This window comes from Streptomyces ovatisporus (genome assembly GCF_042653885.1).
Classification (GTDB): domain Bacteria; phylum Actinomycetota; class Actinomycetes; order Streptomycetales; family Streptomycetaceae; genus Streptomyces; species Streptomyces ovatisporus.
In genome coordinates this window covers 40,184-65,270 of sequence record NZ_JBHSFH010000018.1, presented here as the reverse complement: position 1 = coordinate 65,270, position 25,087 = coordinate 40,184, and the positions used below count along the sequence as shown (strand labels likewise).

The window sequence follows — 25,087 nt, the reverse complement described above, 5'->3', positions numbered from 1 at the left end:
CGTGTTCGGACGTCGTCGCAAGAAGAGCGAAGAGCCTGGGACGGGCGCCTCGGACGACTTCGGGACGGACGGGCAGGACGCCGCCCGGAGCTCCGACCCTGCCGACGCCGTCACCGACGCCCAGGCAGCACGCGTGAAGCTGCCTCCGGCGCCGCGCCCCGACGGGCCCTGGGACGTCAGCGAGGTCAGCGACCCCAGCAACGGCAGGGTGAACCTCGGCGGGCTCTACGTCCCCGGTGTGGAGGGCATGGAGCTGCGCGTCGAGGTCGCGGGCGAGTCGATCGTCGCGGCGACGCTCGTACTGCGGGACAGCGCCATCCAGCTGCAGGGCTTCGCCGCGCCCAAGCGCGAGGGCCTGTGGGAAGAGGTGCGCGAGGAGATCGCGACCGGCATCACCAAGCAGGGCGGCGTCATCGACGAGGTCGAGGGCCGGCTGGGCTGGGAGCTGCGCGCACAGGTTCCGGTGCAGCTGCCCGACGGTACGAACGGCGTGCAGGTCGTCCGCTTCGTCGGAGTGGACGGGCCGCGCTGGTTCCTGCGCGGAGTGATCTCCGGTCAGGGCGCCGTCCAGCCGGAGTCGGGCGTCCTGCTGGAGCAGGTCTTCCAGGACACCGTGGTGGTACGGGGCGACGCCCCCATGGCGCCCCGCGACCCGATCGTCCTGAAGCTGCCGGACGACGCGCAGATGGTGCCGGACGGTGTCCAGCAGGAGACCGTCGAGGAGGGCTCCCGCTTCGCCGGGGGTCTCGACAAGCTGCAGCGTGGACCGGAGATCACCGAGGTCCGCTGAGCGTCCGTGGAGCACCGGGCCGTGGGGCCGCCGCGACAGCGGTGCCCCACGGCCCCGCCGCATGTACCGCCGGGTCCCGGAAGGCAGGGTTCTTCGGCCGTTCGGGGGCCGCTCTCCCCGGTACGCTGGCACCATGACAGGCGCCATCCGAGCAGAGCAGGCACCGCGCGGCGGGGGGCGTTTCAAGCGCTTCCTGGAGCGGCTGTCCTCCTCCGAGGAGGATCTTCACTCCCAGGAGCTGCGCGAGGAGGCGGACAGCCAGGGCTGCACCCGCATCGCTGCTTGCCACGACCGCGACATAGTGCGGGTCACAGGTACGCTGCGCACCGTCACCCTGCGCCCCCGGGCCGGGGTGCCGACGCTGGAGGCGGAGCTGTTCGACGGGTCCGCCGCCCTGGACGTGGTCTGGCTGGGCCGCCGTGCCATCGCCGGCATCGAACCGGGCCGGAGCCTGATCGTCTGGGGGCGGGTCTCGCTCAACCACGGCCGCCCAGTGATGTTCAACCCGAAGTACGAGTTGCGACCCCTCGGACAGGAGTAGCGGGTGACCCCCCTCGACAAGCCGGCCGCCGACGGAACCGGCCGACGGACCGGTGCCGACGCGGAATCCGGAAGCGGAACGACACCCGACGGTGCGGCGGCTCCGCGCGCCGTGACGGAAGCAGCTCTCTTCGACGCCTTCGGCGGAGTGCGCGGCCTGGTGGAGACGACCGTCCCCGGCCTCGTCTTCATCACCATGTTCACGATCAACAAGGACATCCACGCCGCGGCGCTGACGGCTCTCGCCCTCTCCGCCGCGATGGGGCTCTTCCGGCTGATCCGTAAGGACACGGTCAAGCACGCCTTCAGCGGCGTCTTCGGAGTGGCCTTCGGCGTGCTCTTCGCGATGATGACGGGCGACGCGAAGGCCTTCTACCTGCCCGGCATGCTCTACACGCTGGGTCTCGCCCTGGCGTACCTCATCACCGCGGCGGCGGGCGTTCCGCTGCTGGGGCTCGTCCTCGGCCCGGTGTTCAAGGAGAACCTCTCCTGGCGCAAGCGGAACCCCGGGCGCAAGAAGGCCTACACGAAGGCCAGTTACGCCTGGGGATTCATCCTGCTCGGCAAGTGCGCGATCCTCTTCCCGATGTACCTCTCGGGAGCCGACGCCACCCGCTTCGGCTGGGTGACGGTCGCGCTGAAGATCCCGCCCTTCCTGCTCGCGGTGTACCTGACGTGGATCTTCCTCGCGAAGGCGCCGGCCCCCATCAACGTCATCGCGGAGATGGAGGCCGAGGAGAAGGCGGAAGAGGAGCGGGAGAGGGAGCGGAAGACTCTCGACACCATCGGCGAAGGTCTTGCCGAGGACGCCGCCAGGGCCCTGCTCGCGGAGTCCGAGAAGACCTCGCAGGAGCCGGGAGCGGGGCAGCAGCCAGGGCGTCACCGCCGCTGACGCGCCCCGCCCGTACAGCGGCCGCGGGCGGCCGGTCGTCGTCGAGCTGAACTCGCGTGCGCGCACGGTGTGTTGCGGCTGCGCCCGTGCGCGCCCGGCCGTCACTCGCCGCGCACGGAGAGCAGATCCTCCAGCTGCTCCTCGCGGGCGGGCGCCGCCACGAACAGCAGTTCGTCGCCGACCTCGAGTGCGTCGTCACTGTCCGGCACGAGCACCCGGTTTCCCCGGATGATGGTGACCAGGGCGGTGTCCTCGGGCCAGCCGACGTCGCCCACCCGCGTCCCCGCCAGCGCCGCCTCCGGCGGAAGTGTCAACTCGACCAGGTTCGCGTCGCCCTGCGAGAAGCGCATGAGCCGCACCAGGTCGCCGACGCTGACGGCCTCCTCGACGAGGGCCGACATCAGCCGCGGTGTCGAGACGGCGACGTCCACGCCCCACGACTCGTTGAACAGCCATTCGTTCTTGGGGTTGTTGACGCGCGAGACCACGCGCGGCACCCCGTACTCCGTCTTGGCGAGCAGGGAGACCACCAGGTTGACCTTGTCGTCGCCGGTGGCCGCGATCACCACGTTGCAGCGCTCCAGGGCCGCCTCGTCGAGGGAGGTGATCTCGCAGGCGTCCGCCAGCAGCCACTCCGCCTGCGGCACCCGCTCCACGGAGATCGCCGTCGGCGCCTTGTCGATGAGCAGCACCTCGTGCCCGTTCTCCAGCAGCTCGCCCGCGATGGAGCGGCCCACGGCGCCCGCTCCCGCAATAGCTACCCTCATCGGCCGCGTCCCCTGTTCGCTGTGCGTGCACCGTTCACGAGTGCGTCTCCTCGGGGCCCCTCGAGAAGACGGCCTCCACCTGATCGACCTGGTCGCAGCGCATCATCACATGGGCCAGGTCACCTTCCTGGAGCACCGTCTCCGAGGTCGGAAGCATCGCCTCGCCCACCCGCGTGAGAAAGGCGACCCGTACCCCGGCCTCCTCCTGGAGTCTGCTGACCCGGTGTCCCACCCACTTCGTGGACGTGTGCACCTCCGCCAGTTGCACGCCGCCGCTCGGGTCCCGCCACAGCGGTTCCGCGCCGGAGGGCAGCAGACGCCGGAGCATCTGGTCGGCCGTCCAGCGCACGGTGGCCACCGTCGGGATTCCCAGACGCTGGTAGACCTCGGCCCGCTTGGGGTCGTAGATCCGTGCCGCGACGTGCTCGATGCCGAACATCTCCCGGGCCACGCGGGCCGCGATGATGTTGGAGTTGTCACCGCTGCTGACCGCGGCGAAGGCACCGGCCTCCTCGACGCCGGCCTCCCGGAGAGTGTCCTGGTCGAACCCGACCCCGGTCACCCGGCGCCCGCCGAAGCCCGAGCCCAGGCGGCGGAAGGCCGTCGGGTCCTGGTCCACGACCGCGACCGTGTGGCCTTGCTGCTCCAACGCCTGTGCGAGCTCGGCGCCTACCCGGCCGCAGCCCATGATCACAACATGCACGCCCGTCCCTCTCGTCACTAACAGCGGGCCGCCTCAGCATCGCACGGCTGACCGCATACGATCCTCCCCGTGCCCAGGATTACCCATCTCCCCAAACGACTTCTGCTCGGGAGGGCGCTCCGGAGCGACCGGCTGGCGGAGACTCTGCTGCCCAAACGGATCGCGCTGCCCGTGTTCGCCTCCGACCCGCTGTCGTCGGTGGCGTACGCGCCGGGTGAGGTGCTCCTGGTCCTGTCCGTCGCCGGCGTCTCGGCATACCACTTCAGCCCGTGGATCGCCGTGGCAGTCGTCGTTCTGATGTTCACGGTGGTGGCGTCCTACCGGCAGAACGTACGCGCCTACCCCTCCGGGGGAGGGGACTACGAGGTCGCCAACACCAACCTGGGCCGCCGGGCCGGTCTGACCGTGGCCAGCGCCCTGCTCGTCGACTACGTGCTGACCGTGGCCGTCTCGATCTCCTCCGGCGTGGAGAACCTGGGGTCGGCCGTCCCCTTCATCGTCCAGAACAAGACCGCCGTCGCCGTCGTGATCATCGTGCTGCTGACGCTGATGAACCTGCGCGGCGTACGGGAGTCGGGCAAGCTGTTCGCCATTCCCACCTACTGCTTCGTGGTGGGCGTCTTCGGGATGATCCTCTGGGGGGTCATACGCGGGGCCGTGCTCGGCGACGAGATGCGGGCCCCCACAGCGGACTTCGAGATCGACGCCGAACACGCCGGCGGGCTCACGGGGTTCGCCCTCGCGTTTCTGCTGCTGCGGGCCTTCTCCTCCGGTTGCGCGGCGCTCACGGGGGTCGAGGCGATCAGCAACGGCGTACCCGCGTTCCGCAAGCCCAAGTCGAAGAACGCCGCCAACACCCTTGCGGTGATGGGCCTGATCGCGGTCACGATGTTCTGCGGGGTCATCCTGCTCGCGCTGGCCACCGACGTGAAGATGGCCGAGAACCCCGCGACGGATCTGATCATCAACGGCGAGCCGGCGGGCTCCGGTTACCACCAGAATCCCGTCATCTCCCAAGTGGCCGCGGCCGTGTTCGGCGACGGAACCCTCCCCTTCGTTTTCCTCGCCGCCGCCACCGCACTGGTGCTCTTCCTCGCGGCGAACACCGCGTACAACGGCTTCCCGCTGCTCGGCTCGATCCTCGCCCAGGACCGCTACCTGCCGCGTCAGCTGCACACCCGCGGCGACCGGCTGGCCTTCTCCAACGGCATCGTGGTGCTCGCGGGGGCCGCGGCCATACTGGTCGTCGTCTACGAGGCCGACTCCACGCGCCTCATCCAGCTCTACATCGTCGGCGTCTTCGTCTCCTTCACGCTCAGCCAGATCGGCATGGTCCGGCACTGGAACCGGCACCTCGCCTCCGAGACGGACACCGGCGCACGGCGCCGCATGCACCGCTCCCGCGTGATCAACACCTTCGGCGCCTTCTGCACGGGGCTCGTGCTGGTCGTCGTGCTGGTGACGAAGTTCTCGCACGGTGCTTGGGTCTCGCTGCTCGGCATGCTGCTCTTCTACGGCGTGATGACCGCCATCCGCCGGCACTACGACCTCGTCGCGGAGGAGCTCGCCGCCGACGACCCGGACGAGAAGCGCGTGAAGCCGTCCCGGGTGCACTCCATCGTGCTCGTCTCCAAGACGCACAAGCCGACTCTGCGGGCGCTGGCGTACGCGAGGCTGATGCGCTCCGACACCCTGGAGGCGCTGACCATCAGCGTCGACGCCCAGGAGACGGCGCAGCTGCGCCGGGAGTGGGAGGAGGCGGGCATCGACGTACCGCTCAAGATCCTCGACTCGCCCTACCGCGAGATCACGCGGCCCGTCATCGAATACGTCAAGCGGCTGCGTACGGAGAATCCGCGTGACGTGGTGAGCGTCTTCATCCCCGAGTACGTCGTCGGCCGCTGGTACGAGCAGCTGCTGCACAACCAGAGCGCGCTGCGTCTCAAGGGCCGGCTGCTGTACACGCCGGGCGTCATGGTCACGTCCGTCCCGTGGCAGCTGGAGTCCTCCGAGCTCGCGCGCAAGCGCGCCCGCAAGCGCGCCGAGTGGGACGCGCCGGGGTCGGTGCGGCGGGGGCCCTTGCCCGGTGCCGCGGGACGGAAGAAGAGCGAGCGGGGGAAGTAGGGCTGCGGGACCCCACGCCGGAGGGCGGACCTTCCGCGTCCGGGGCCGGGAGGCGGAGTCAGCTCGGCCCGCCGCCGAGGCTGATCTCGTTGCCGTCCGCGTCCCGGTAGATCACTTTGGTCACGCCGCCGTCGTACGTCTCGCGCTCCGCGGGCTCGATGCCCCGCCGGGCGATCCCGGCGACCCGGCCGTCGAGGTCGTCGACGAACGTCAGGACGAGGGCGTTCCCCGCCCGGACCGGGTCCTCAACGATGTAGACGTAGCGAGCTTCGGCGACCTCCCACACGGCCTCGACGTCGTTCGGCAGGAACGACGGCTTCCCGCCGAAGAACCGCTCGTACCAGGGCAGTGCCGCCGCGTAGTCGGCGACGGGGACGCCGGCGAAGAGTTCCCGGGCCATGCCGGCCTCCATGTGTGCTCGTGCGGTCGGTGGATACGGGGATGTGCGGGTGACGCCATGACGACTCCGGCGGAGCCGGGAACTCATCGGCTCACTGGCCCCACGACGCGATCGTGGCCGTCTCGGGACCGCCTGGCGGCGCGACACGGACGGCATCGTCAACTGCGGGCGTGCACCTCGCGCTTGCCGGGAAAAGCAGTTGACCGGGGACGACGGGAGGAAGCAGACTCCGCCCGGGTCCGAAATAACGGCATAGGTGGGGACGGTGAGCGGTGGCTGCCTCGGACATGGCCCACGACCTGCGGGTCGAAGGGACGTCGTCTGAACCGCCGCTGTGGACGCGGGATTTCAGGCTGTTCTTCGCCGCCCGCACCACCTCCCTGCTCGGTGACGCGATGCTCCCCGTCGCGATCACGGCCGCCGTGCTCCGTGCGGGACACGGGGCGAGCGGGGTGGGGTACGCGCTCGCCGCGCTCGTGGCACCGTTCGCAGCCCTGATCATCTTCGGCGGGGTACTGTCCGACCGCTTCGGCGCCCGCCGGTTGATGATCGTCTCGGACGCGGCCCGGCTGTGCTCCCAGGGAGCGCTCGCGCTGCAGTTCCTGCTGGGTACGCCGCGGCTGTGGCAGATCCTCACGCTGCTGGCCCTGATCGGGGCGGGCAGTGCGATCTTCCAGCCCGGAGTCGCCAGCATCACACCGCTCACCGCCCGGGACGTGCAGAAGGCCAACGCCACCCTGCGCATCTCGGAGTCCGTCACCGTCGTCATCGGCCCCTCGCTGGCCGGCCTGCTGCTGGCGGTCGCCTCGCCTGCGGCGGTCGTCGCGCTCGACGCGCTGACCTACGCGGTCAGCGGCGTCTGCCTGCTGCTGCTCCGCGCCGTCCCGATGGGCCCGGGCGCGCGGGACGGCGTGTCGACGTTCCGCGCCGATCTCGTCGAGGGATGGCGGGAGTTCAGCGCCAGGACCTGGCTGTGGAGCGTCATCGTCGTCTTCATGCTCTGGCAGCTCGCAGGCTCCGGACCGACCATGACCCTCGGCAACAGCGCGCTCGTCACCGACCACGGGGCGTCCGTGTTCGGCCTGGTCATGTCCTCCCTCGGGGCGGGGAGCGTACTCGGCGGGATCATCGCGATGAGACTCCGGCCGCGGCATCCGCTCCGGGCCGGTGCGCTCTCGATGGTGCTCTGGACGTTCATGCCGCTGGGAGTCGCTCTCGGCCTCTCCGCGCCGCTGGTCGCCGTGTGCTACGGCGTGAGCGGCGTAGGCATGGCGTTCTGGATCGTCATGTTCCATACGAGCGTGCAGACGCACGTTCCCCAGGACGTCCTCGGCCGGGTCCACGCCTACGACGCGGCGGGCTCGCTGGTGATGAAGCCGGTCGGGCAGGCGGTGGCGGGCCCGCTCGCCGCCGTCGTCGGGTCGGTGCCGGTGCTGTACGTCTCCGCGTCCATGGCGCTGGTTGCCTGCGCCCTGCTGCTGGCGATCCCCGCGGTGCGCGGCCTGGAGCGCGTGGAGCGCCGACCGTCGGCGCCTCCGCCGGCGGGGTGATCGCGAGCTACGCGTTGGTCGTCCGAGCCGGCGCTGCCGCGGCCCGAGTCGACCCCAAGCCGCCACGCCCCGATCGACGCACCGGCCTGCCCGCGGCAAGGGTCAGGCGGCCACTCCGCGCACCCAGCCCGGGCCACCCCGCGCCGCACGTCGCACGGCCCTTCAGCATGCGGGACTGCTCGGCGTGATCCCCGTCGTGCCGGTAAATCCGGGCGCTCGACGCCGATTGGCCTGCGCGGGGCTCAGGCGGGGCGCGTGGCCTCTGGCGTCAGCAGCGTGTCGTAGTGGGCGGACCGCTCGTCGAAGCGCGCCAGGACGGCCCTCGCCTCGTCCGGGACGTGCGCGACCTCGTAGTCCGGGCCGATGAACTCCCGGACGGCGTCGAGCGATGCGAACAGCATGACGGTGGAGAACTCGACCTCGCCCCCGTCGAGCGGACGCCGAAGCAGGTAGGCGCCGTGATAGCCGGGGAGCTTGCGTTCGGCGATTGCCGGCAGGACACGGGTGCTGACGATCGACTCGTATGCGTCCGCGTTCTCGGGCGTCGTCCACCCTCGCCAGATCCGAACAATCATGCGCTCACATTACCTGCGTCAACGGGCATTCTGCAGGTATGGGCAGCGACTCCCGGGGGGCAGGCGTGGTTGTCGCGCAGAGCCCAAGTAGCCGTACACGGCTCCGAGTTGAGGAGGCCGCTCAGGCGCACGGGGGCTCTCGGGGGGCGACTGCCCGCTGAGCGCATGACGGTCGGTTACGCGACGAGCAGCAGCACGCTGATCGCCAGCATCACCGCGGCGGTCGCCCCGTGGATGCCGTAAACGGCTGTCCTGGGCCCGTTGTTGCGCAGCACGATCAGCGCGTCGCCGACGGGGATGACGGTGGCGGCCAGCATGAACCAGCCGAGCAGGTGGGGTGTCGCTCCAGCCAGCAGGATGAAGACGAAGAGCCCCGAGGCGATGTCGCGTACGCCCTTGACGGACAGCCAGGCCCGGAAGGTCCGGTCGCCGGTCGGCGTGTCCGGGATGCCGAAGCCGGCTGCCCCACTCGGTGCCCAAAAGGCGCGCGCGCCGATGAAAAGGATGCCTGCGCCGATCATTCCGGCGAGTACCTGAGCGATGTTGGTGAGCATGGCTTGCTTCCCCTCTCGGTGGCAGCACCGCTACGGAATCTAGCGGTGCTAGCAGTGATAGCGACGATAGCTCTAGCCTTGGCAGGATGTCTAGCGCCGCTAGGATGTCGTCATGTCCGCCATCAATGAGCGCCGCGAACGTGAACGCGCCCGTCGTCATCAGTTGATCGTCACGGCCGCGCGTGAACTCGCGGAGGTAGAGGGCTGGGAGGCGGTGACGACGCGGCGGCTGGCTGAACGGGTCGAGTACAGCCAGCCGGTGCTGTACAGCCACTTCAAGGGCAAGGACGCCATCATGGGAGCCGTCGCCCTCGACGGCTTCAGCGAACTCGCCCCCCGCCTGCGCCGCGCGAGGGAGGCCGCCGCCCCGGAGCCGGGGGACGCACTGCGCGCCGTCTGCCGCGCCTATCTGGAGTTCGCGACGGAGCGGCCCGCCCTGTACCAGGCCATGTTCGTCCTGCCCACCGACCTGAAGTTCGCGAGCGACGACACGCCACGCCCGCTACGGGCCGCCTTCGACGAGTTCGTCAGCTGCTTCCGGCCGGACGACGACCGGCGCGAACTGTTCGCCGAAGTCACCTGGAGCGCGTTGCATGGCATGGCGGTCCTCTCCGGCAGCGGGCGCATCCCGCCGGGCAGTCAGGACGAACGGCTCGATTTCCTCGTCAGCCGGATCGCCGCCACCCCGCCGAACTGACGGCGCCGGCGGGAGCGGTCGTCAGGCACGGACGAGCCGTCCGTCAGCCGCCCGTGCTCCCGCCGGTCGGCCGGATGGAGACGTGCCCGGACGCAGGACCCGAGTCCAGTTCCGCCCACACCGTCTTGCCGCCCGGAACGTACAGGGACGTGCCCCAGCGGTCTGCGAGGGCGCCGACGAGGATGATGCCGCGACCGGACTCGGCGTCCGCGTCCGCGTTCGGACGGTGACCGGGGAAGCGGTCGCCGCGGGCGTCGGTGACCTCGACGCGGAGGGTACCGGCGGAGGAGTCGAGGGTCAGGTCCAGCCGGAAGTCACGGCCGCGTACGCGGCCGTGGAAGAAGGCGTTGGCCGCGAGCTCGGCGACGATGTGCTCGGCACGCTCCGCGACGTCCGGCGCGACCTCCCAGGCGGCCAGCTCTCCCGCCGTCAGCAGCCGGGCCAGGCGTGCGCCTCGCCGGGTCGACGACAGCAGCTGTGTGAACGTACGTACGGTAGCGGGAAGTTGGGGAGCGCTCGGGGTCATGGGAGCCAGACTGACCGCCGCGAGGGGCGTTTCACCAGCAGGTCGTCCCGTACGGGTGGTCAGCGTACGGGCACGAAGAGTGGACGGTACGACCCCTTCGCCGTCACTCTGGGTGAGTTGAGAGCGCGCGAGGATTCCACGCGTGTACCTGGAGGGGGCGCGTATGACGGCTGGGCACACCGAGTTCGCGGCGGGCGAGGGGGAGCGGGAGCCGGACCCGTCGGACAGCCTGCGGACGTTCGGTGCGGTCGTCCAGGCCCTGAGGGAGCACGCGGGGCTCAGCCGGGTGGACTTCGCGGCGCACGTCCGGTTCTCCAAACACACAGTGGAGTCGGTGGAGTTGGGGCGCCGCATGCCCGACCGGACGTTCGTGGAGCGGGCCGAGGAGGCGCTGGGAGACACGGGTGCCCTGCGGAGGGCCGCCAGGCATCTCACGCGGGGCGAGCCGGGGTTGGCCGCCTGGTTCCGGCGGTGGGCGAGGCTGGAGAAGGAGGCGGTGAGCCTGTGCACGTACGAGTGCAGGCTCGTGCCCGGGCTGTTGCAGTCGGAGGGCTACGCGCGGGCTGCTTTCGATAACAGTGTTCCCCCGCTTTCCGACGAGCAGATGGAGGCTCAGGTCACTGCCCGCATGCTGCGCCAGGAGTCCATCCGGGCACGTCCCAACTCCTCGTTCAGTTTCGTCATGGAAGAGCACATCGCCAGGCGGCCGCTCGGGGGAACTGACGTTGCACGAAGCCAGCTAGACCACATTCTGACTCTCGCCCAACTGCGCAACGTGACAGTCCAGATCATGCCGATGTGGAGCACGTCTCATGCGGGACTGGACGGACCGCTCGCGTTGCTGGAGACCCGCGATGGGAAGCGACTCGCCTATTCCGAGGGGCAGAAGAACGGACGCTTGATCGCCGATGTAACCGAGGCCGCCGTTCTGCATCAGCGATATGCAACACTCCGCTCACAGGCCCTCAGTCCCTTGGACTCCGTGGGTCTGTTGGAGCGGATCAGAGGAGACCTATGAACGTGAGTACCGAGCTGCCCTGGTTCAAGTCCAGCTACAGCGGCACCGAGGGTGACAATTGCGTCGAGGTTGCCATAACCGAACAGGCCGTCCACGTACGGGACTCCAAGGACGTGGAGCGTCCGTACTTCGCGGTCGGCCGTGAGGGATGGGATCGCTTCCTGCGGTTCGCCGCGCGGGGCTGAGCTTTGTAGGGGCGGAGCCGTCGTGTCCGTCCCGGAACCCTGACGGGGTCCGAGCCGCTGCCGGTCGCGGAGAGTGACCTGCCCGCTTTAGGCGCCACCTCGGGCCGTCGATATCTCCGCTTTCCACGCCTTTTCTCCCTTTTTTCACCCGTCGCTTCCCCCGCTCCTGGGGTCGCGGCGGGTTTCTGCTGTTCCTGTGGGCGCATCGCCGGTGACGAGGGCCGGCGGCCCGCCCGGTCAACTTGCCGTGTGCGCGGGCGAGTTGGGTGTCTCTCCGTCTCTTCCGTCCGGGCCCGGCGGTCGTCCGCGGCGACGGTGATCGATCGCGCGCTGGCGAAAAATCGCCGTTAAATCCAGCCCGAACCCTTGCCAAGCAGAGTTCGTACGTGTTCGGATTAATTCTCACCGGGCCCCAGAACCCGCGTATCTCTGCTGGTCAGAGCTGAAGCGGAGGGCTGTATTCAGCCTGTCCGCGTATCCCGTGACCCCGATGCGACGCCCTGTCACCGACGCGACCGCGCACATGCGCCGAGCGCCGTCCGTGGCCCACATCTGAAGCGAAGCCTCCTTGGAGGGACACCCATGTTCGATCTCTCGTCCGTCGACCTGCTCGGCGCCTTCCGGCGCGAGTTGGAGCTGTGCAAGGTGAAGGAGGACGAGCACGTCGTCGTCCTCGCCGAGCCGGACAGCCGTGGCGACTACGTCGCCGCCGCCTTCGGAGCCGCGAAGTCGCTGGGAGCCCACGTCATCGCTGCGACCGTGCCCGGCGGCAGCGCTGCCCCGGCGGACAGCACCCGCACCGGTTCCGGGCCGGGCCTGACCTCGGTGCTCAACGACAGCGCCGCCCAGGATCTGCTGAAGTCGGCCGACCTCGTCGTCGACCTCACCCAGGAAGGCTTCATCCACGCCCCCGTGCAGCAGGAGATCCTCAGGACGGGCACGCGCATCATCTTCGTCTGCGACGCCCCCGACGTGCTCGTACGCAACCTCCCGCAGGAGGGCGACAAGGAGCGGGTGCTCCAGGCGTCCGGCCTGCTCGAGCGGTCGGAGACGATGCGCGTCACCTCCGGCGCGGGCACCGACCTGACCGTGCAGCTCAAGAACGCCCACCCGGAGTTCCAGGTCGGCTTCGCCGACGACCCCGGCCGCTGGGACCACTGGCCGAGCACGATGGTGCTGTGCTGGCCCGAGTTCTCCGACGGTCAGCTGGTGCTTGCCGAGGGCGACATCCTGTTGCCCTTCAAGGAGTACGTGCGGGCCCCCGTGACGCTGCAGATCGCCGACGGGCACATCGAGAAGATCTCGGGCGGAGCCGACGCCAAGATGCTCGACACCTTCTTCGAGGACGCCGACGACGAGTGGGGCCGCAGCCTCTCCCACATGGGCTGGGGCCTGATGAAGAGCGCCGACTGGTTCGCCACCGCCCTGTACGGCAAGAGCGAGCTGATGGGCATGGACGCCCGCGCCTTCGCCGGGAACTTCCTGTGGTCGACCGGACCGCACCCCGTCCTCGGCCGCGAGTCCTACGCGCACGTCGACATCGCGATGCGCGGCTGCACGGTCTCCGTCGACGGCACCGACGTCGTCGTGGACGGCCGGCTCGTCGAGGACTGATCCGGGCCCCACCACGTCCCGCGGTCCACACGTTCACTGATCACGCCTTGGAGGAGCTTTGGCGGCCAGCCAGTCTTTCGAAGTCACCGTCGTCGGAGGCGGTCTCGGCGGTATGACCGCCGCCCTCGCCCTGCGGCACCGGGGCATCCGGGTCACCGTCCTGGAGCAGGCGCCGGAGCTGGGCGAGGTGGGAGCCGGAATCCAGACGGCGCCCAACGCCAGCCGGATCCTGCTCGGGCTCGGGCTGCGCCGGCAACTGGAGGCCATCCACACCGAGCCGCTGGACCAGGTGCGGCGCAGGTGGAAGGACGGCAGCGTCATCGGCCTCACCAGGCTGGGCGACTACTGCAAGGACACCTACAACGCCCCGTACTGGCACTACCACCGGGCCGACCTGCACCGCGTGATCATGGATGCCTGCACGGACCCGGAAGGGCCCGGCCCGGTCGTACGGCTCCGGACGAGCAGCAAGGTCGTCGAGCTGGACCGCAGGGACCCGCTGCGGCCGGCCGCCGTCACCGAGGACGGCTGCCGGTACGCGGGCGACGCCCTCATCGGGGCGGACGGCATCCGCTCCCGTGTCCGTGACCTGATGGGCGCGGACGACACCCTGCGCTTCTCCGGGGAGATGGCCTTCCGGGCCCTCGTCCCGGGCGACCTGATCGCCGCCGACCCGGCGACGCGCTGGCTCGTCGACCGCTTCCAGTCCACCATCTGGTACGGCCCCGACCGCCACCTGGTCCACTACATGATCCGTGGCGGCGAGTACCTGAACGTCGTCGCCTGTGTCCCCTGCACCGACGAGGTCGCGGAGCGGTGGGTCGCTCCCTCGAGCGCCGGGGAACTGGCGGACGCCTTTCCCGGCTGGGACGACCGCGTACCCGCGATGCTCTCGAAGGCCAAGGAGGACGTGTCCTGCTTCGCCCTCTACCACCGGCGGCCCGACCCGGTGTGGATGGACGGGACCGTCGCGCTACTGGGTGACGCCTGCCATGCCATGCTTCCCTACCAGGCACAGGGTGCCTCGCAGGCCATGGAGGACGCCGCCGTCCTCGCCGAGGAGCTGGGCGCCGTCACCGCCGACGGCATCCAGGGGGCGCTGCGCCGCTACGTGGACCGGCGGGCCAAGCACGCCGGGATGGTGCAGCAGGCCTCGCTGCGCAACAAGACCTTCTACCACTTCCCCGACGGGCCCGAGCAGCGTGAACGCGACGCGAAGCTCAGGCACTTCGACGGGGAGTCCGACGTCTCCTACGACTGGCTGTGGAGCGGAACTCCGCTCAACGACCCCGATCTGGGGGCTTTCTCCTATCAGTTCTCCCGGTGAGCTGCGCGGGTGCGCCTTCCCGGCGTCCCGCTGACAGGCGAGCGAACCGGCGGCTGTAGTCCGTTGCCAACACCGCGCACGTGCGCTACCGAACCGTGGAGCAAACCGTGAAGACAGGCGATCAGATAGTCCAGGAACTCCCATGGAAATGGGGTGTCCAGGGCAGAATTTTCATCATCGGTGGTCTCGGCTACCTGTTCGACGCATGGGACATCGCGCTCAACGGCTTCCTGATGCCGTTGCTGAGCAAGGATTTCGGCCTCTCCGTCAGCGAGAGCGGCCTCGTGGCCACCGCCAACCTGGTGGGCATGGCCGTGGGCGCCGTGGTGTGGGGCGGAATCGCCGACCGCATCGGCCGTAAGAAGGCGTTCAGCGCGACCCTGCTGATCTTCGCGCTCTTCTCCGTGCTGGGTGCGCTCGCGCCCGAGTACTCGGTCTTCCTGGTGCTCCGCTTCCTGGCGGGTGTCGGCCTCGGCGGCTGCATTCCCGTCGACTACGCCCTGGTCAGCGAGTTCTCGCCGAGGAAGCACCGCGGCCGCATCCTCACCGCGCTCGACCTGTGGTGGCCCATCGGCGTCACGCTGTGCGGTCTGGTGGCCACCTCCATGGTGCCGCTGCCGGGCAACTGGCGCTGGATGCTCGCGACCATGGTCCTGCCCGCGCTGCTGCTGTTCTGGGTGCGGCGCGGAGTGCCGGAGTCGCCGATCTACCTCGCCAAGGTGGGCAGGGCGCACGAGGCGCGTGAGGTCATCGACAACCTGGTCGCCCGTACCGGAGCGCTTCCCGAGCAGTACGAGATCTCCGTTCCGGCGCCCGGAGAGGGCTCCGACCGGCCGAAGGGCCTGCGGGCCGGGGCCGACCAGTTCCGCAAGCTGTGGAAGTACAACCCGCGCATCACGTCCGTCTCGTGGGCGCTCTTCATCACGATCATGATGGTCTACTACGCGGCCCTGACGTGGATGCCCTCGATCCTCAAGGAGGAGGGCTACGACGAAACCGCTTCCTTCATGGGCCCCACACTGATGAGCGGCGTCGGCATCCTCGGCGTCCTCACCTCGACATGGCTCGTCGACGTCGTCGGCCGCAAGTGGCTCATCGGCATCTCCGCGCCGGTGGCGACCGCCGCGCTCGTCGCCTTCGCGACGATGCTGAAGGTGGAGACCGCCGCGCTGATCTGGATCGCCGCGTTCGGCTTCCTCATCCAGCTCACGATCCCCGTCCTGTACGCGTACGTCGCCGAGCTGTACCCGACGACGCTGCGCGCCAGCGGCTTCGGCTGGGCCTCCTCCGTGAGCCGGGTCAGCACCGGGTTCGCCCCCATGCTCTTCGGGTCCGTGATGTGGCCGCTGCTGGGACTGCCCATGACGTTCGCCGTGCTGGGAGCGGTCGTGGTGCTGGCCGTGATCTGGATGGCGTTCGGCGCCCCGGAGACGAAGGGCAAGTCGCTCGACGACATCGACGGGGAGGAGGAGCCCGAAGGGGCCGGTGCCGACCTGCCGCCGGTCGCGAAGGCCCCCGTACAGGGCTGAGACACCTGCGGTGCGGGGGCCGCCGGGCCCCCGCACCGCGGGACGGCAGGCCGGGTGCCGCAGCCGCACGTCCGGTGAGGCAGCCGCATCCGGTGAGACCTCCGGCACGAGCCGGGAGGGAGAGGAATCCGTTCAGATGAAGCCCGCCGCATTCACGTACCACCGCGCGCGTGACGTCGAGGGCGCCGCGCGCCTGCTCGCCGAGCTCGGCGACGAGGCGAAGATCATCGCGGGTGGCCAGAGCCTCGTCGCGATGATGAACTTCCGCCTGGCCCGCCCCGCGCACCTCGTCGACATCGGCGGGCTGCCCGGCCTGGACGGCCTGCGTACGGACAGCGGCGGCGCCCTGCACATCGGCGCCCTCACCACGCACCACGCGGTCGAAACCGCGCCGCCCGAAGTGCTCGGAGCCGGTTTCGCGGTGCTGCGGGACGCGATGCGCTGGGTCGGCCATCTCCCGATCCGCACCCGCGGCACCGTCGGGGGCAGCCTCGCCCATGCCGACGCCACAGCCGAGTGGTGCCTGCTCGCCGTCCTGCTGGACGCCGAGCTGGTGGTCCGCGGACCGGACGGCGAGCGCCGCATCGCGGCGGCGGACTTCTTCCACGGCTACTACACGACGGCCCTGGAGCCGGACGAGATCCTCGTGGAGATCGTCTTCCCCAGGCCCGCACCGCGTGCCGCGCTCACCGAATTCGCGGAAAGACAGGGCGACTTCGCCATCGTCTCCGCAGCCGTCGACCTCGAACCCGGCGCCGGCGGCACGCACTTCGGCGCCGCGCGGGTGGCGCTGGGCGGGGTCTCCCCGGTGCCCGTACGGGTGCCCGAGGCCGAGGAGGCGCTGGTGAACGGCGGAGCGCCCGGTCCGCAGCTGTACGCCGAAGTCGCGGCCACAGCAGCGGAATCCGTCGACCCCCCGAGCGACGCCAACGGCACCGCCCACTACCGGCGGGTCCTCATCCGCACGCTCGTGGCCCGCGCATGTGAGGAGGCGATGGAACGATGAGTACCGGACACGCCCGGCCCGCCACGGCGGGCGCCTGGACAGGCGCCTCCGTCAGCCGCCGCGAGGACCCCCGGCTCCTCAGCGGCCACGGACACTTCACCGACGACTTCGCACTGCCGGGCATGCTGCACGCCCAGTTCGTACGCAGCAGCGTCGCCCACGCCGAGGTCACCTCCCTGGACCTGGCGGCCGTACGCCGTGTGCCGGGTGTGGTCGCCGCGTTCAGCGCCGAGGACCTCGGCCTCGCGGACATCACCGCACGCCTGGGACGTCCGCTCACCGAGTTCGTCCCCACCGGGATGCCCGTACTGGCCCGGGAGAAGGTCCGCTACGCCGGGGAGCCGCTCGCCGTGGTGGTGGCCCGGGACGCCTACGCGGCCGAAGACGGGGTGGAGGCGGCCAGGGTGACGTACGCGTCCCTGCCCCCGGTGGTCTCGGAGGAGCAGGCACTGGCTCCCGGCGCGCCCCTCGTGCACGAGGAGGCCACCGCCAACACCCTGCTGGACGTGTCGATGTTCGCCACCGAGGGCATCGACGCCACCTTCGGCGAAGCGCCCTGCGTCGTGCACGTCGAGACCCGGACGGGACGCCAGAACGCGCTGCCCCTGGAGACCAGGGGAGTGGTGGCGGACTGGGACCACCGCGAGGAGCAACTGGTGCTGCGGACCTCCACGCAGGTGCCGCACCAGGTGCGCACGGCAGCCGCCCGCTGCCTGGGGCTCGACGAGCGAGCCGTACGCGTCGTGGTCCCCGACATGGGTGGCGGCTTCGGCCAGAAGTGCGTGGTGGGCCGGGAGGAGATCGCGGCGGGTGCGGCGGCGCTGCGGCTCGGCCGTCCCGTGAAGTGGATCGAGGACCGCAAGGACGCGCTCAGCGCCTCCTTCCTCGCCCGCGAACAGCACTACGACGTGCGGGCGGCCTTCGACGCCGAAGGGCACATACTCGGCCTGGACGCCTCGGTCGTCTGCGACATGGGCGCCTACTCCTGCTATCCGTTCACCGCCGGCATCGAACCGCTGATGGCCTCCACGGAGATGCCGGGCGTCTACAAGGTCCCCGCCTACCGTGTGCGCGCCCGTGCCGTGACGACCAACAAGGCGCCCACGGCGCCGTACCGGGGTGTGAGCCGGCCGCAGTACGTGATGGTCATGGAGCGGCTCTTCGAACGGGCGGCGCGGGAACTGGGGCTGGGGTCCACGGAGATCCGCCGCCGCAACCTCATCACGCAGTTCCCCTACACGGGCGTCAACAACGTGACGTACGACCCCGGTTCGTACCTGGAGTCGCTGAACCTGTGCGAGTCGGTGCTGAAGGACGAGGGCTGGTACGGGACGAAGGAGAAGGCGTCCGCCGAGGGACGGCACATCGGCATCGGCTACTGCTGCTTCAGCGAACGCACCGGTTACGGCTCGGCCGCCTTCGCACAGCGCAAGATGGAGGTCGTGCCGGGGTTCGACATCTCCGAGGTGCGGATGGACACCAGCGGCGCGCTGGTCGTCACGACCGGCACCATGAGCCACGGCCAGAGCCACGAGACGACCATGGCCCAGATCGCCGCGGACGAACTCGGCCTGGACATCGGGAAGGTGCGCATCCACCAGGGCGACACCGACCGCATCACCTACGGCTGGGGAACCTTCGCCAGCCGCTCCATCGCCATCGGCGGCAGCGCCGTACGCCTGGCCGCGGGCAAGCTGGGCGAGAAGCTGAAGGCGATCGCCGCCTCCGTGCTCGAAGTCCCGCCGGAGGAACTCGAGCTGGGGCAGGGGCTGGTGCGCCGCCCCGCCGACGGGCGCAGCGTGCCGTACGAGGAGCTGGCCGACATCGCCTACCTCAAGTCGCATCTGCTGCCCAAGGACGTCGAGCCGGGTCTCACCGCCACCGCCACCTTCGACGTCCTGAACGACGGGACCTTCTCCAACGCCACCCACGGCGTCGTCGTCGAACTCCACGAGGGGACGGGGCAGGTGGAGATCCTGCGCTACGTCTGCGTCGAGGACTGCGGAGTGGCCATCAACCCCAAGGTGGTCGAGGGGCAGACCAGAGGAGGCATCGCCCAGGGCATCGCGGGCGCCCTTTTCGAGCAGGTCACGTACGACGAGCAGGGAGCCCCCTCCGCCGTCAGCTTCATGGAGTACAAGGTCCCGACGGCGCTCGAAATCCCCGAAGTGGCCATCCATCACCTCGAAACGCCGTGCGCCTTCACGGAGACCGGAGCCAAGGGAGTCGGCGAGGGCGGCACCATCGGCGCGCCCGGAGCGGTACTCAACGCCGTCAACGACGCGCTGCTCCCCACCGGAGTCGAGCTGGACGACACCCCCATCACACCGGAGACGGTGGTCAGCGCCCTGGAGCACACACCATGACAGACACGGCCCCCGAACACCCCTCGCCGGAACAGCAGTTGATGAGCCTGCACGTCAACGGCGAGACCCACGAGCTGCTGACCGAGCCTCGCCGCACCCTCGTCGACGTCCTCCGGCACCAACTCCGGCTGACCGGTACGCACGTGGGCTGCGAACACGGCATCTGCGGCGCCTGCACCGTGCTGCTCGACGGGCGGCCCGTCCGCGCGTGCCTCATGTTCGCGGCGCAGGCCGAGGGCAGCGAGATCCGCACCGTCGAGTCGCTCGCCGACGGACGCCGGCTGAACGACCTGCAGCAGGCGTTCTCCGAACACCACGGTCTGCAGTGCGGCTTCTGCACCCCCGGTTTCCTCATGCTCGCCGAGGGGTTCCTCGCCGAGCGGCCCGAGGCGTCCAAGGAAGAGATACGCGAGGTCGTCGCCTCCAACCTGTGCCGCTGCACGGGCTACCAGACCATCGTCGAGGCGATCGACGACTGCGCGGCGCGCCGCCGCGCCGCCCTCCGAGCCCGGCTGGAGGGCACGGCGCACCACGACGAGAGCAACAGCGAGACGGTGCCGCCGCGCGCGGCATGCGAGGAGGTTCCATGCGGATCGACAACGCCGTGACGGTGGCGGCGGGCCCCGACGAGGTGTTCGCGCTCGTCAACGACGTCGAACGCGTCGCGTCCTGCATGCCCGGCGCCGCCCTCGACGGCAGGGACGGCGACGCCTGGACGGGCAGGGTGAAGGTCAAGGTCGGCCCCGTCACCGCCGCCTACGCGGGGACCGTACGGTTCCTGGAGGTCGACACGGACAAGCGGCGGCTGCGCGTACAGGCGCGGGGCGCGGACACCCACGGCAGCGGCGACGCCGAGGCCGAGGTCGGCCTGGAGGTGGCCGAGGCGCCCGGCGGCTCCGAACTGCGGCTGGTGACCGACCTCGTCATCCGGGGGAAGATCGCCCAGTTCGGCAAGGGCGCGGTGGCCGCCGTCTCCGACAGGATTCTCAAACAGTTCGCGGCAAACCTCGGCAGCCTGCTGGAGCAGGACCGCGCAGGGCCGCCGGTCCCGTCGGCCGCGGCCGGCGGTCCGGGAGCCGCTGCGGCCCGACGGCAGGACGGGACCGGGCTGTCGGCACCCGCGGCGGTCGCACCGGCGCAGTCCGAACTGAACGGCCTGGCCATGCTCGTACCGCCCGCCGTCGCCAAGTACGCCCCGGTGGCGGGTGCGTTCGCGTTCGGGCTCTTCGAAGGCTGGCTGCTGGGCCGGGCGTTGAGCCGCGAGAGGGGCCACTGCTGCGGCACGAGGGGCGTCCGGTGAGCGCGGCGACGCCCGACTCCGGCCCGGTGCCCGGCCAGGCACACCACGGGCGGTACGGACAGGAGACCGACCGCACCTACGAGCGCGCCGGATTCGGGGCCCGGGTGCGCCGCGGTGCCCGTCCGGCCCTCGTCGTCGTCGACCTCACGCGCGGCTTCACCGAGGACACCTACCCCTCCGGCGCCGACCTGACGGAGGTGGTGGAGGCGACCGGCCGGCTGGTCGAAGCCGCCCGCACCGCCCTGGTCCCGGTCGTCTGGACGGCCATCGCCTACACCCCCGCCGAGGCCGGCGGAAGTTCGGTCACCTGGCTGGAGAAGGCCCCGGGGATGCGTGCCCTCGTCGAAGGCAGCGAGGCGGTGGCTCTCGATCCCCGGCTGCCGTGGCTGCCGGAGGACCAACTCGTGGTCAAGAAGGGTGCGTCCGCGTTCTTCGGCACCTCCCTGGCCTCCGCCCTGGTCGGCCTCCACTGCGACACCGTGCTCGTCTGCGGCGCCACGACGAGCGGGTGCGTACGGGCGACCGCGGTGGACGCCGTCCAGTCGGGCTTCCCCGTACTCGTGCCGCGCGAGTGCGCGGGCGACCGCGCCCAAGGACCGCACGACGCCGCGCTGTTCGACATCCAGGCCAAGTACGGGGACGTCATCGGGCTGTCCGACGCCCTGGCGTACCTGTCCGGGCTGCCCGCGGCACACACCGCCGACCGCACCACGTCCCCGCGAACGTGAAGGAATCCCGCATGCCGACCCGCTCCCTCACCCAGTCCGCACTCGCCGACCTCGCCGACGCCCCCGCCACCAGCCGCTGGATCCGCTCCGGCCCCCTGAGGCTGCACGCACTCGACTACGGCGGCGGTCCCGGCGACGGGCGCGTACCCCTGCTCCTCCTGCCCGGCATCACGTCGCCCGCCGTCACCATGGACTTCGTCGCCCGGAGGCTGACCGACCTGGTCCGTCCGATCGTCCCCGACATCCGCGGGCGCGGTTTCTCCGACGACGGTGACAGCTACGACCTGGAGACCTACGCCGGGGACGCCGAGGCGTGGATCGAGGGGCTCGCACTGGACCGTCCGCTGCTCGCCGGGCACTCGATGGGCGCCCGCATCGCCGCCGTCACCGCCGTACGGGCCAAGGTGGCCTTGCGCGGCACCGTGCTCGTCGACCCGCCCATGAGCGGCCCGGGAAGGGAGCCGTACCCCACGACGCTGCCGGCCTTCCTGGGGCAGCTGGAGGAGGCCGTCCGGGGCACGGACGCCGACGAGGTGGCCCGCGCCTGGCCGCGCTGGCCGCGCCGCGAACAGGAACTCCGGGCCCGCTGGCTCTCCAGCTGCGGGGAGACCGCTCTCACGGAGACCCACCGCAGCTTCGAGAGCGAGGACTTCTTCACCTGGTGGCCCTCGGTGCCCGGCCCGACGGAGATGATCTACGGCGCGGACAGTCCGGTCGTCACGGAGGCCGGCGTACGGGAGGCGGCCCGTACCCATCTCGGGGCGCGGCTGACCCGGGTCCCGGACGCCGGGCACATGGTGTTCTGGGACAATCCGGACGCCGCTCTCGACGTTCTCAGGGACGCGCTGCGTGCCCAGCTCGGCTGAGCGCCCAGCCTCGGAAAGCGCGGCACGAACCTCCCGGCGGCCGTGCTTTAGTGGGCCCCATGGCTGACAAGACCTCTCCGTCGTCGGGTGCGGCCGCGCCCCCTGCCGCCCTGCTCGAAGCGCCCGGATACCAGGTCCGCCGCCTCTATCAGGCGTACCTCGCCGCATGGCTGCGCGGCGTCGATCCGACGCTGACCGGACCTCAGTTCGCGGTCCTGACCGCTGTGAACGCGGCACCCGGACGTGATCAGAGCGCGATGGCATCGGCCGTGGCACTGGACACGTCCACGATGGCGGACGTCGCACGGCGTCTCGAGAAACGGGGGCTCATAGTCCGCCGTACGGCGGCGGACGACGGGCGCCGCAAGCTCCTCTACCTCACCGAGGAGGGCGAGAGAACGCTGCGGGAGGCCGACGACCGTGCGCGCGCCCTGGACGAGCGGCTGCTGGAGAATTACGCACCGGGCACGGAACGCGCTCGCCTGATGCGTGAACTGACGGCGCTGGCGGACCACTGGGAAGGGCTCTCCGAGGAGGGCTGACCTCCTCGGGGGTGCGGTCCGGCGGGCCGGGAGCCCGGGAGGGGAATTCCGCGGGGCCCTTCCACAAGCAAATAGTACGTGTTCGGATTAACTCTCCGTGCGGAGCGGCCCAGACCCGTTCCGCCGGCCCTGCAACCACTGGAGGCCCCCATGGCGGACCACCGCATAGGCATGATCGTTCCCAGCTCCAACCTGACGATGGAGACAGAGCTGCCGCGCATGCTGCGGGCGCGCGAGGAGGTGGAGCCCGGGGACCGGTTCGTCTTCCACAGCAGCCGGATGCGGATGCAGAAGGTGACGCCGGAGCAGCTGAAGGGCATGAACGCCCAGACCGAGCGAGCCACCCTGGAACTCGCGGACGCCAGGCCCGACGTCGTCGCCACGGCCTGCCTGGTGGCGATCATGGCGCAGGGCCCCGGTCACCACTGCACCGCCGAGGACGAGATCAGGTCCGTGCTCCGGAGCCAGGACGCCTCGGTGCCGGTCGTCTCCAGTGCGGGAGCGCTGCTCAGCGGCATCGAGGCGCTGGGCGCGGAGCGCGTCGCGGTCATCACCCCCTACATGAAGCCGCTCACGGAGACCGTCGTGCACTACATCGAGGACGCGGGCACCGAGGTCGTCGACTCACTCAGCCTCGAAGTCCCCGACAACCTCGCCGTGGCGCGGCTGAACCCGGACGACCTGCGCGACCACTGGAAGCGCCTCGACCTCACCGATGCCGACGCGATCGTCATATCGGCCTGCGTGCAGATGCCCTCGCTCTCGGCCGTCCAGTACGTCGAGGACGCCTCGGGCCTGCCCGTACTGTCCGCGGCGACGGCCACGGCGCACCGCATCCTGGGCGAACTCGGCCTGCGGACGGCGGTGCCCGGGGCCGGCTCCCTGCTGGACGGGAGCCACTGAGCGGACGGGGGGTGCTCGCGCGGCAAGTAGACTGAGGGGCTGCCCGGCTTGCGGCTCCGCCGCCGCCCGATCGCGTCCGCCGGGCACCCCGCCGATCCGTACATCTGGAGCTGTTCCGCCATGCCCGAAGCCTCCGCAGACACCCTCGCCCCTTCGCTGGTCGGTGAGGAGTACGAGGTCGAGATCGGCCCCGTCGCGCACGGCGGGCACTGCGTCGCCCGAACCGGAGAGGGGCGGGTGCTCTTCGTGCGGCACACGCTGCCCGGCGAACGTGTCCTCGTCCGCGTCACCGAAGGCCGCGAGGACTCCCGCTTCCTGCGCGCCGACGCGATCGAGGTGCTCGAAGCCTCCAAGGACCGTGTTCCCGCGCCCTGCCCGTTCTCCGGCCCGGGACGCTGCGGCGGCTGCGACTGGCAGCACGCCAAACCGGGGGCGCAGCGGCGCCTGAAGGGCGAGGTCCTCACCGAACAGCTCCAGCGGCTCGCGGGAATGACCCCGGAGGACGTCTCCTGGGACGGCACCGTGGAGCCCGCACCCGGCGACAAGGTGCCCGCGGGCGAGGTGCCCTCCTGGCGCACCCGCGTGCAGTTCGCCGTCGACGACGAGGGCCGCGCGGGCCTGCGCCGGCACCGTTCGCACGACGTGGAGCCCGTCGACCACTGCCTGATCGCCGCGCCCGGCGTGGAGGAGCTCGGCGTCGAGCGGCGCGAGTGGCCGCAGATGGCGGGGATCGAGGTCACGGCCGCCACCGGCTCCCAGGACCGTCAGGTCGTACTGACACCGAAGCCCGGCGGACGGCTTCCGATCGTCGAACTCGACAAGCCCGTCTCGGTGTTGAGGGCGGGGGAGAAGGCCACCGACAAGGGGACGCTGCACCGCGTCCACGGCCGCGACTTCGTGCGTGAGCGCGCCGACGGCCGCACCTGGCGCGTCGGCGCGGGCGGCTTCTGGCAGGTGCACACCCAGGCCGCGGAACTGCTCGTCGACGCGCTCATGCGCGGACTCACGCCGCGCAAGGGGGAGATGGCCCTCGACCTCTACTGCGGCGCCGGCCTCTTCGCGGGTGCGCTGGCCGACCGCATCGGCGACAGCGGGGCCGTGCTGGGCATCGAATCCTCCAAGAGGGCCGTGGAGGACGCCCGTCACAACCTGGCCGACTTCGACCGGGTACGCATCGAGCAGGGCAAGGTCGAGACGGTACTGCCGCGCACCGGCATCACGGAGGCCGACCTCGTCGTACTGGACCCGCCCAGGGCGGGCGCCGGCAAGCAGACGGTCCGGCACATCGCCGGGCTGGGGCCGCGCCGCATCGGATACGTGGCATGCGACCCGGCGGCCCTGGCACGGGACTTGGGCTACTTCAAGGCCGCCGGCTACGTCCCGCGCTTCCTGCGCGCCTTCGACCTCTTCCCGATGACGCACCACATGGAGTGCGTGGCGATCCTCGAACCGGCGGCGAAGGGGAGCTGAGGCTTCGCCCGGGCGGATACGCCGCCTCGGCGGCGTGTCCGCCCAGCGCGGGCGCGAGGGGGCCCGGGTCCTCTTGATCGTGGTGACACCGTCGAACCGGTGACGGTCATCGATC

The 25,087-nt window shown here is 70.7% G+C and carries 26 protein-coding genes; 20 read left to right on the top strand and 6 right to left on the bottom strand.

Annotated elements, in window-relative coordinates:
* Position 1 precedes the first annotated feature (1 nt).
* From ACFPA8_RS27005 to ACFPA8_RS26995, 3 genes are all read left to right on the top strand, one after another.
* A complete protein-coding gene (locus ACFPA8_RS27005; RefSeq protein WP_386452745.1) occupies positions 2–790 on the top strand; it encodes a DUF3710 domain-containing protein in 789 nt (262 codons plus the stop codon).
* A gap of 133 nt (positions 791–923) precedes the next feature.
* The gene (locus ACFPA8_RS27000; RefSeq protein WP_386452743.1) at positions 924–1,331 is read left to right on the top strand and encodes an OB-fold nucleic acid binding domain-containing protein; all 408 of its coding nucleotides are present in this window, start codon (positions 924–926) and stop codon (positions 1,329–1,331) included.
* A 3-nt stretch (positions 1,332–1,334) separates the two neighbouring features.
* Positions 1,335–2,222 carry a DUF3159 domain-containing protein gene (locus ACFPA8_RS26995; protein ID WP_386452741.1) on the top strand — a complete coding sequence of 296 codons (888 nt, stop codon included), beginning with the start codon at positions 1,335–1,337 and terminating at the stop codon, positions 2,220–2,222.
* Between the two features lie 101 nt (positions 2,223–2,323).
* Here the strand turns inward: ACFPA8_RS26995 and ACFPA8_RS26990 are convergent, their stop codons facing one another.
* Both ACFPA8_RS26990 and ACFPA8_RS26985 read right to left on the bottom strand, forming a co-directional pair.
* Complete coding sequence (locus tag ACFPA8_RS26990) at positions 2,324–2,989, bottom strand: potassium channel family protein (RefSeq protein WP_386452740.1); 666 nt, start codon at positions 2,987–2,989, stop codon at positions 2,324–2,326.
* A 34-nt stretch (positions 2,990–3,023) separates the two neighbouring features.
* The gene (locus ACFPA8_RS26985; protein ID WP_386452738.1) at positions 3,024–3,692 is read right to left on the bottom strand and encodes a potassium channel family protein; all 669 of its coding nucleotides are present in this window, start codon (positions 3,690–3,692) and stop codon (positions 3,024–3,026) included.
* A gap of 69 nt (positions 3,693–3,761) precedes the next feature.
* Here ACFPA8_RS26985 and ACFPA8_RS26980 point away from each other — a divergent pair, with 69 nt between their 5' ends.
* Complete coding sequence (locus ACFPA8_RS26980) at positions 3,762–5,816, top strand: APC family permease (RefSeq protein ID WP_386452736.1); 2,055 nt, start codon at positions 3,762–3,764, stop codon at positions 5,814–5,816.
* Positions 5,817–5,874: 58 nt separating this feature from the next.
* On the opposite strand, the gene ACFPA8_RS26975 is transcribed toward ACFPA8_RS26980, so the two are convergent.
* Complete coding sequence (locus tag ACFPA8_RS26975) at positions 5,875–6,216, bottom strand: VOC family protein (protein ID WP_386452735.1); 342 nt, start codon at positions 6,214–6,216, stop codon at positions 5,875–5,877.
* A 287-nt stretch (positions 6,217–6,503) separates the two neighbouring features.
* On the opposite strand from ACFPA8_RS26975, the gene ACFPA8_RS26970 reads away from it, so the two are divergent.
* Positions 6,504–7,766: an MFS transporter gene (locus tag ACFPA8_RS26970; RefSeq protein ID WP_386452884.1), complete on the top strand. Its 1,263-nt coding sequence runs from the start codon at positions 6,504–6,506 to the stop codon at positions 7,764–7,766.
* Positions 7,767–8,008: 242 nt separating this feature from the next.
* On the opposite strand, the gene ACFPA8_RS26965 is transcribed toward ACFPA8_RS26970, so the two are convergent.
* Together ACFPA8_RS26965 and ACFPA8_RS26960 are read right to left on the bottom strand one after the other, a co-directional pair.
* Entirely contained in the window at positions 8,009–8,341 is a 333-nt protein-coding gene (locus ACFPA8_RS26965; RefSeq protein WP_386452733.1) for an antibiotic biosynthesis monooxygenase, read from the bottom strand.
* Between the two features lie 176 nt (positions 8,342–8,517).
* Entirely contained in the window at positions 8,518–8,895 is a 378-nt protein-coding gene (locus ACFPA8_RS26960) for a DUF4267 domain-containing protein (RefSeq protein ID WP_386452731.1), read from the bottom strand.
* A gap of 112 nt (positions 8,896–9,007) precedes the next feature.
* Here ACFPA8_RS26960 and ACFPA8_RS26955 point away from each other — a divergent pair, with 112 nt between their 5' ends.
* On the top strand, positions 9,008–9,592 hold the full coding sequence (locus ACFPA8_RS26955) for a TetR/AcrR family transcriptional regulator (protein WP_386452729.1): 585 nt from the start codon (positions 9,008–9,010) through the stop codon (positions 9,590–9,592).
* Between the two features lie 43 nt (positions 9,593–9,635).
* Here the strand turns inward: ACFPA8_RS26955 and ACFPA8_RS26950 are convergent, their stop codons facing one another.
* A complete protein-coding gene (locus ACFPA8_RS26950) occupies positions 9,636–10,118 on the bottom strand; it encodes an ATP-binding protein (RefSeq protein ID WP_386452727.1) in 483 nt (160 codons plus the stop codon).
* Positions 10,119–10,281: 163 nt separating this feature from the next.
* Here ACFPA8_RS26950 and ACFPA8_RS26945 point away from each other — a divergent pair, with 163 nt between their 5' ends.
* The 14 genes from ACFPA8_RS26945 to ACFPA8_RS26880 all read left to right on the top strand — a co-directional run bounded on the left by ACFPA8_RS26945 (position 10,282) and on the right by ACFPA8_RS26880 (position 24,972).
* Positions 10,282–11,136: a helix-turn-helix domain-containing protein gene (locus tag ACFPA8_RS26945; RefSeq protein WP_386452726.1), complete on the top strand. Its 855-nt coding sequence runs from the start codon at positions 10,282–10,284 to the stop codon at positions 11,134–11,136.
* Positions 11,133–11,321, top strand: a complete 189-nt coding sequence (locus ACFPA8_RS26940) for a DUF397 domain-containing protein (protein WP_386452724.1) — start codon at positions 11,133–11,135, stop codon at positions 11,319–11,321. Before ACFPA8_RS26945 ends, ACFPA8_RS26940 begins: the two co-directional genes overlap by 4 nt.
* Before the next feature lie 582 nt (positions 11,322–11,903).
* On the top strand, positions 11,904–12,935 hold the full coding sequence (locus tag ACFPA8_RS26935; RefSeq protein ID WP_386452723.1) for a 2,5-dihydroxypyridine 5,6-dioxygenase NicX family protein: 1,032 nt from the start codon (positions 11,904–11,906) through the stop codon (positions 12,933–12,935).
* Positions 12,936–12,993: 58 nt separating this feature from the next.
* Complete coding sequence (locus tag ACFPA8_RS26930; protein WP_386452721.1) at positions 12,994–14,262, top strand: FAD-dependent monooxygenase; 1,269 nt, start codon at positions 12,994–12,996, stop codon at positions 14,260–14,262.
* A 107-nt stretch (positions 14,263–14,369) separates the two neighbouring features.
* The gene (locus ACFPA8_RS26925) at positions 14,370–15,791 is read left to right on the top strand and encodes an MFS transporter (RefSeq protein WP_386452720.1); all 1,422 of its coding nucleotides are present in this window, start codon (positions 14,370–14,372) and stop codon (positions 15,789–15,791) included.
* 136 nt (positions 15,792–15,927) lie between these two features.
* Entirely contained in the window at positions 15,928–16,797 is an 870-nt protein-coding gene (locus tag ACFPA8_RS26920) for an FAD binding domain-containing protein (RefSeq protein WP_386452719.1), read from the top strand.
* Complete coding sequence (locus tag ACFPA8_RS26915) at positions 16,794–19,163, top strand: xanthine dehydrogenase family protein molybdopterin-binding subunit (RefSeq protein WP_386452718.1); 2,370 nt, start codon at positions 16,794–16,796, stop codon at positions 19,161–19,163. The genes ACFPA8_RS26920 and ACFPA8_RS26915 overlap by 4 nt, the downstream gene beginning before the upstream one ends.
* A complete protein-coding gene (locus ACFPA8_RS26910; protein WP_386452716.1) occupies positions 19,160–19,771 on the top strand; it encodes a (2Fe-2S)-binding protein in 612 nt (203 codons plus the stop codon). Before ACFPA8_RS26915 ends, ACFPA8_RS26910 begins: the two co-directional genes overlap by 4 nt.
* Positions 19,750–20,463, top strand: coding sequence for an SRPBCC family protein (locus ACFPA8_RS26905; protein WP_386452714.1), 714 nt, complete (start codon positions 19,750–19,752; stop codon positions 20,461–20,463). Before ACFPA8_RS26910 ends, ACFPA8_RS26905 begins: the two co-directional genes overlap by 22 nt.
* A complete protein-coding gene (locus ACFPA8_RS26900; protein ID WP_386452713.1) occupies positions 20,460–21,191 on the top strand; it encodes an isochorismatase family protein in 732 nt (243 codons plus the stop codon). The genes ACFPA8_RS26905 and ACFPA8_RS26900 overlap by 4 nt, the downstream gene beginning before the upstream one ends.
* Before the next feature lie 11 nt (positions 21,192–21,202).
* The gene (locus ACFPA8_RS26895) at positions 21,203–22,057 is read left to right on the top strand and encodes an alpha/beta fold hydrolase (RefSeq protein ID WP_386452711.1); all 855 of its coding nucleotides are present in this window, start codon (positions 21,203–21,205) and stop codon (positions 22,055–22,057) included.
* A 59-nt stretch (positions 22,058–22,116) separates the two neighbouring features.
* A complete protein-coding gene (locus ACFPA8_RS26890; protein ID WP_386452709.1) occupies positions 22,117–22,599 on the top strand; it encodes a MarR family winged helix-turn-helix transcriptional regulator in 483 nt (160 codons plus the stop codon).
* A 150-nt stretch (positions 22,600–22,749) separates the two neighbouring features.
* Positions 22,750–23,502, top strand: a complete 753-nt coding sequence (locus ACFPA8_RS26885) for a maleate cis-trans isomerase family protein (RefSeq protein WP_386452707.1) — start codon at positions 22,750–22,752, stop codon at positions 23,500–23,502.
* 120 nt (positions 23,503–23,622) lie between these two features.
* Positions 23,623–24,972 carry a class I SAM-dependent RNA methyltransferase gene (locus ACFPA8_RS26880; RefSeq protein ID WP_386452705.1) on the top strand — a complete coding sequence of 450 codons (1,350 nt, stop codon included), beginning with the start codon at positions 23,623–23,625 and terminating at the stop codon, positions 24,970–24,972.
* Positions 24,973–25,087 lie beyond the last annotated feature (115 nt).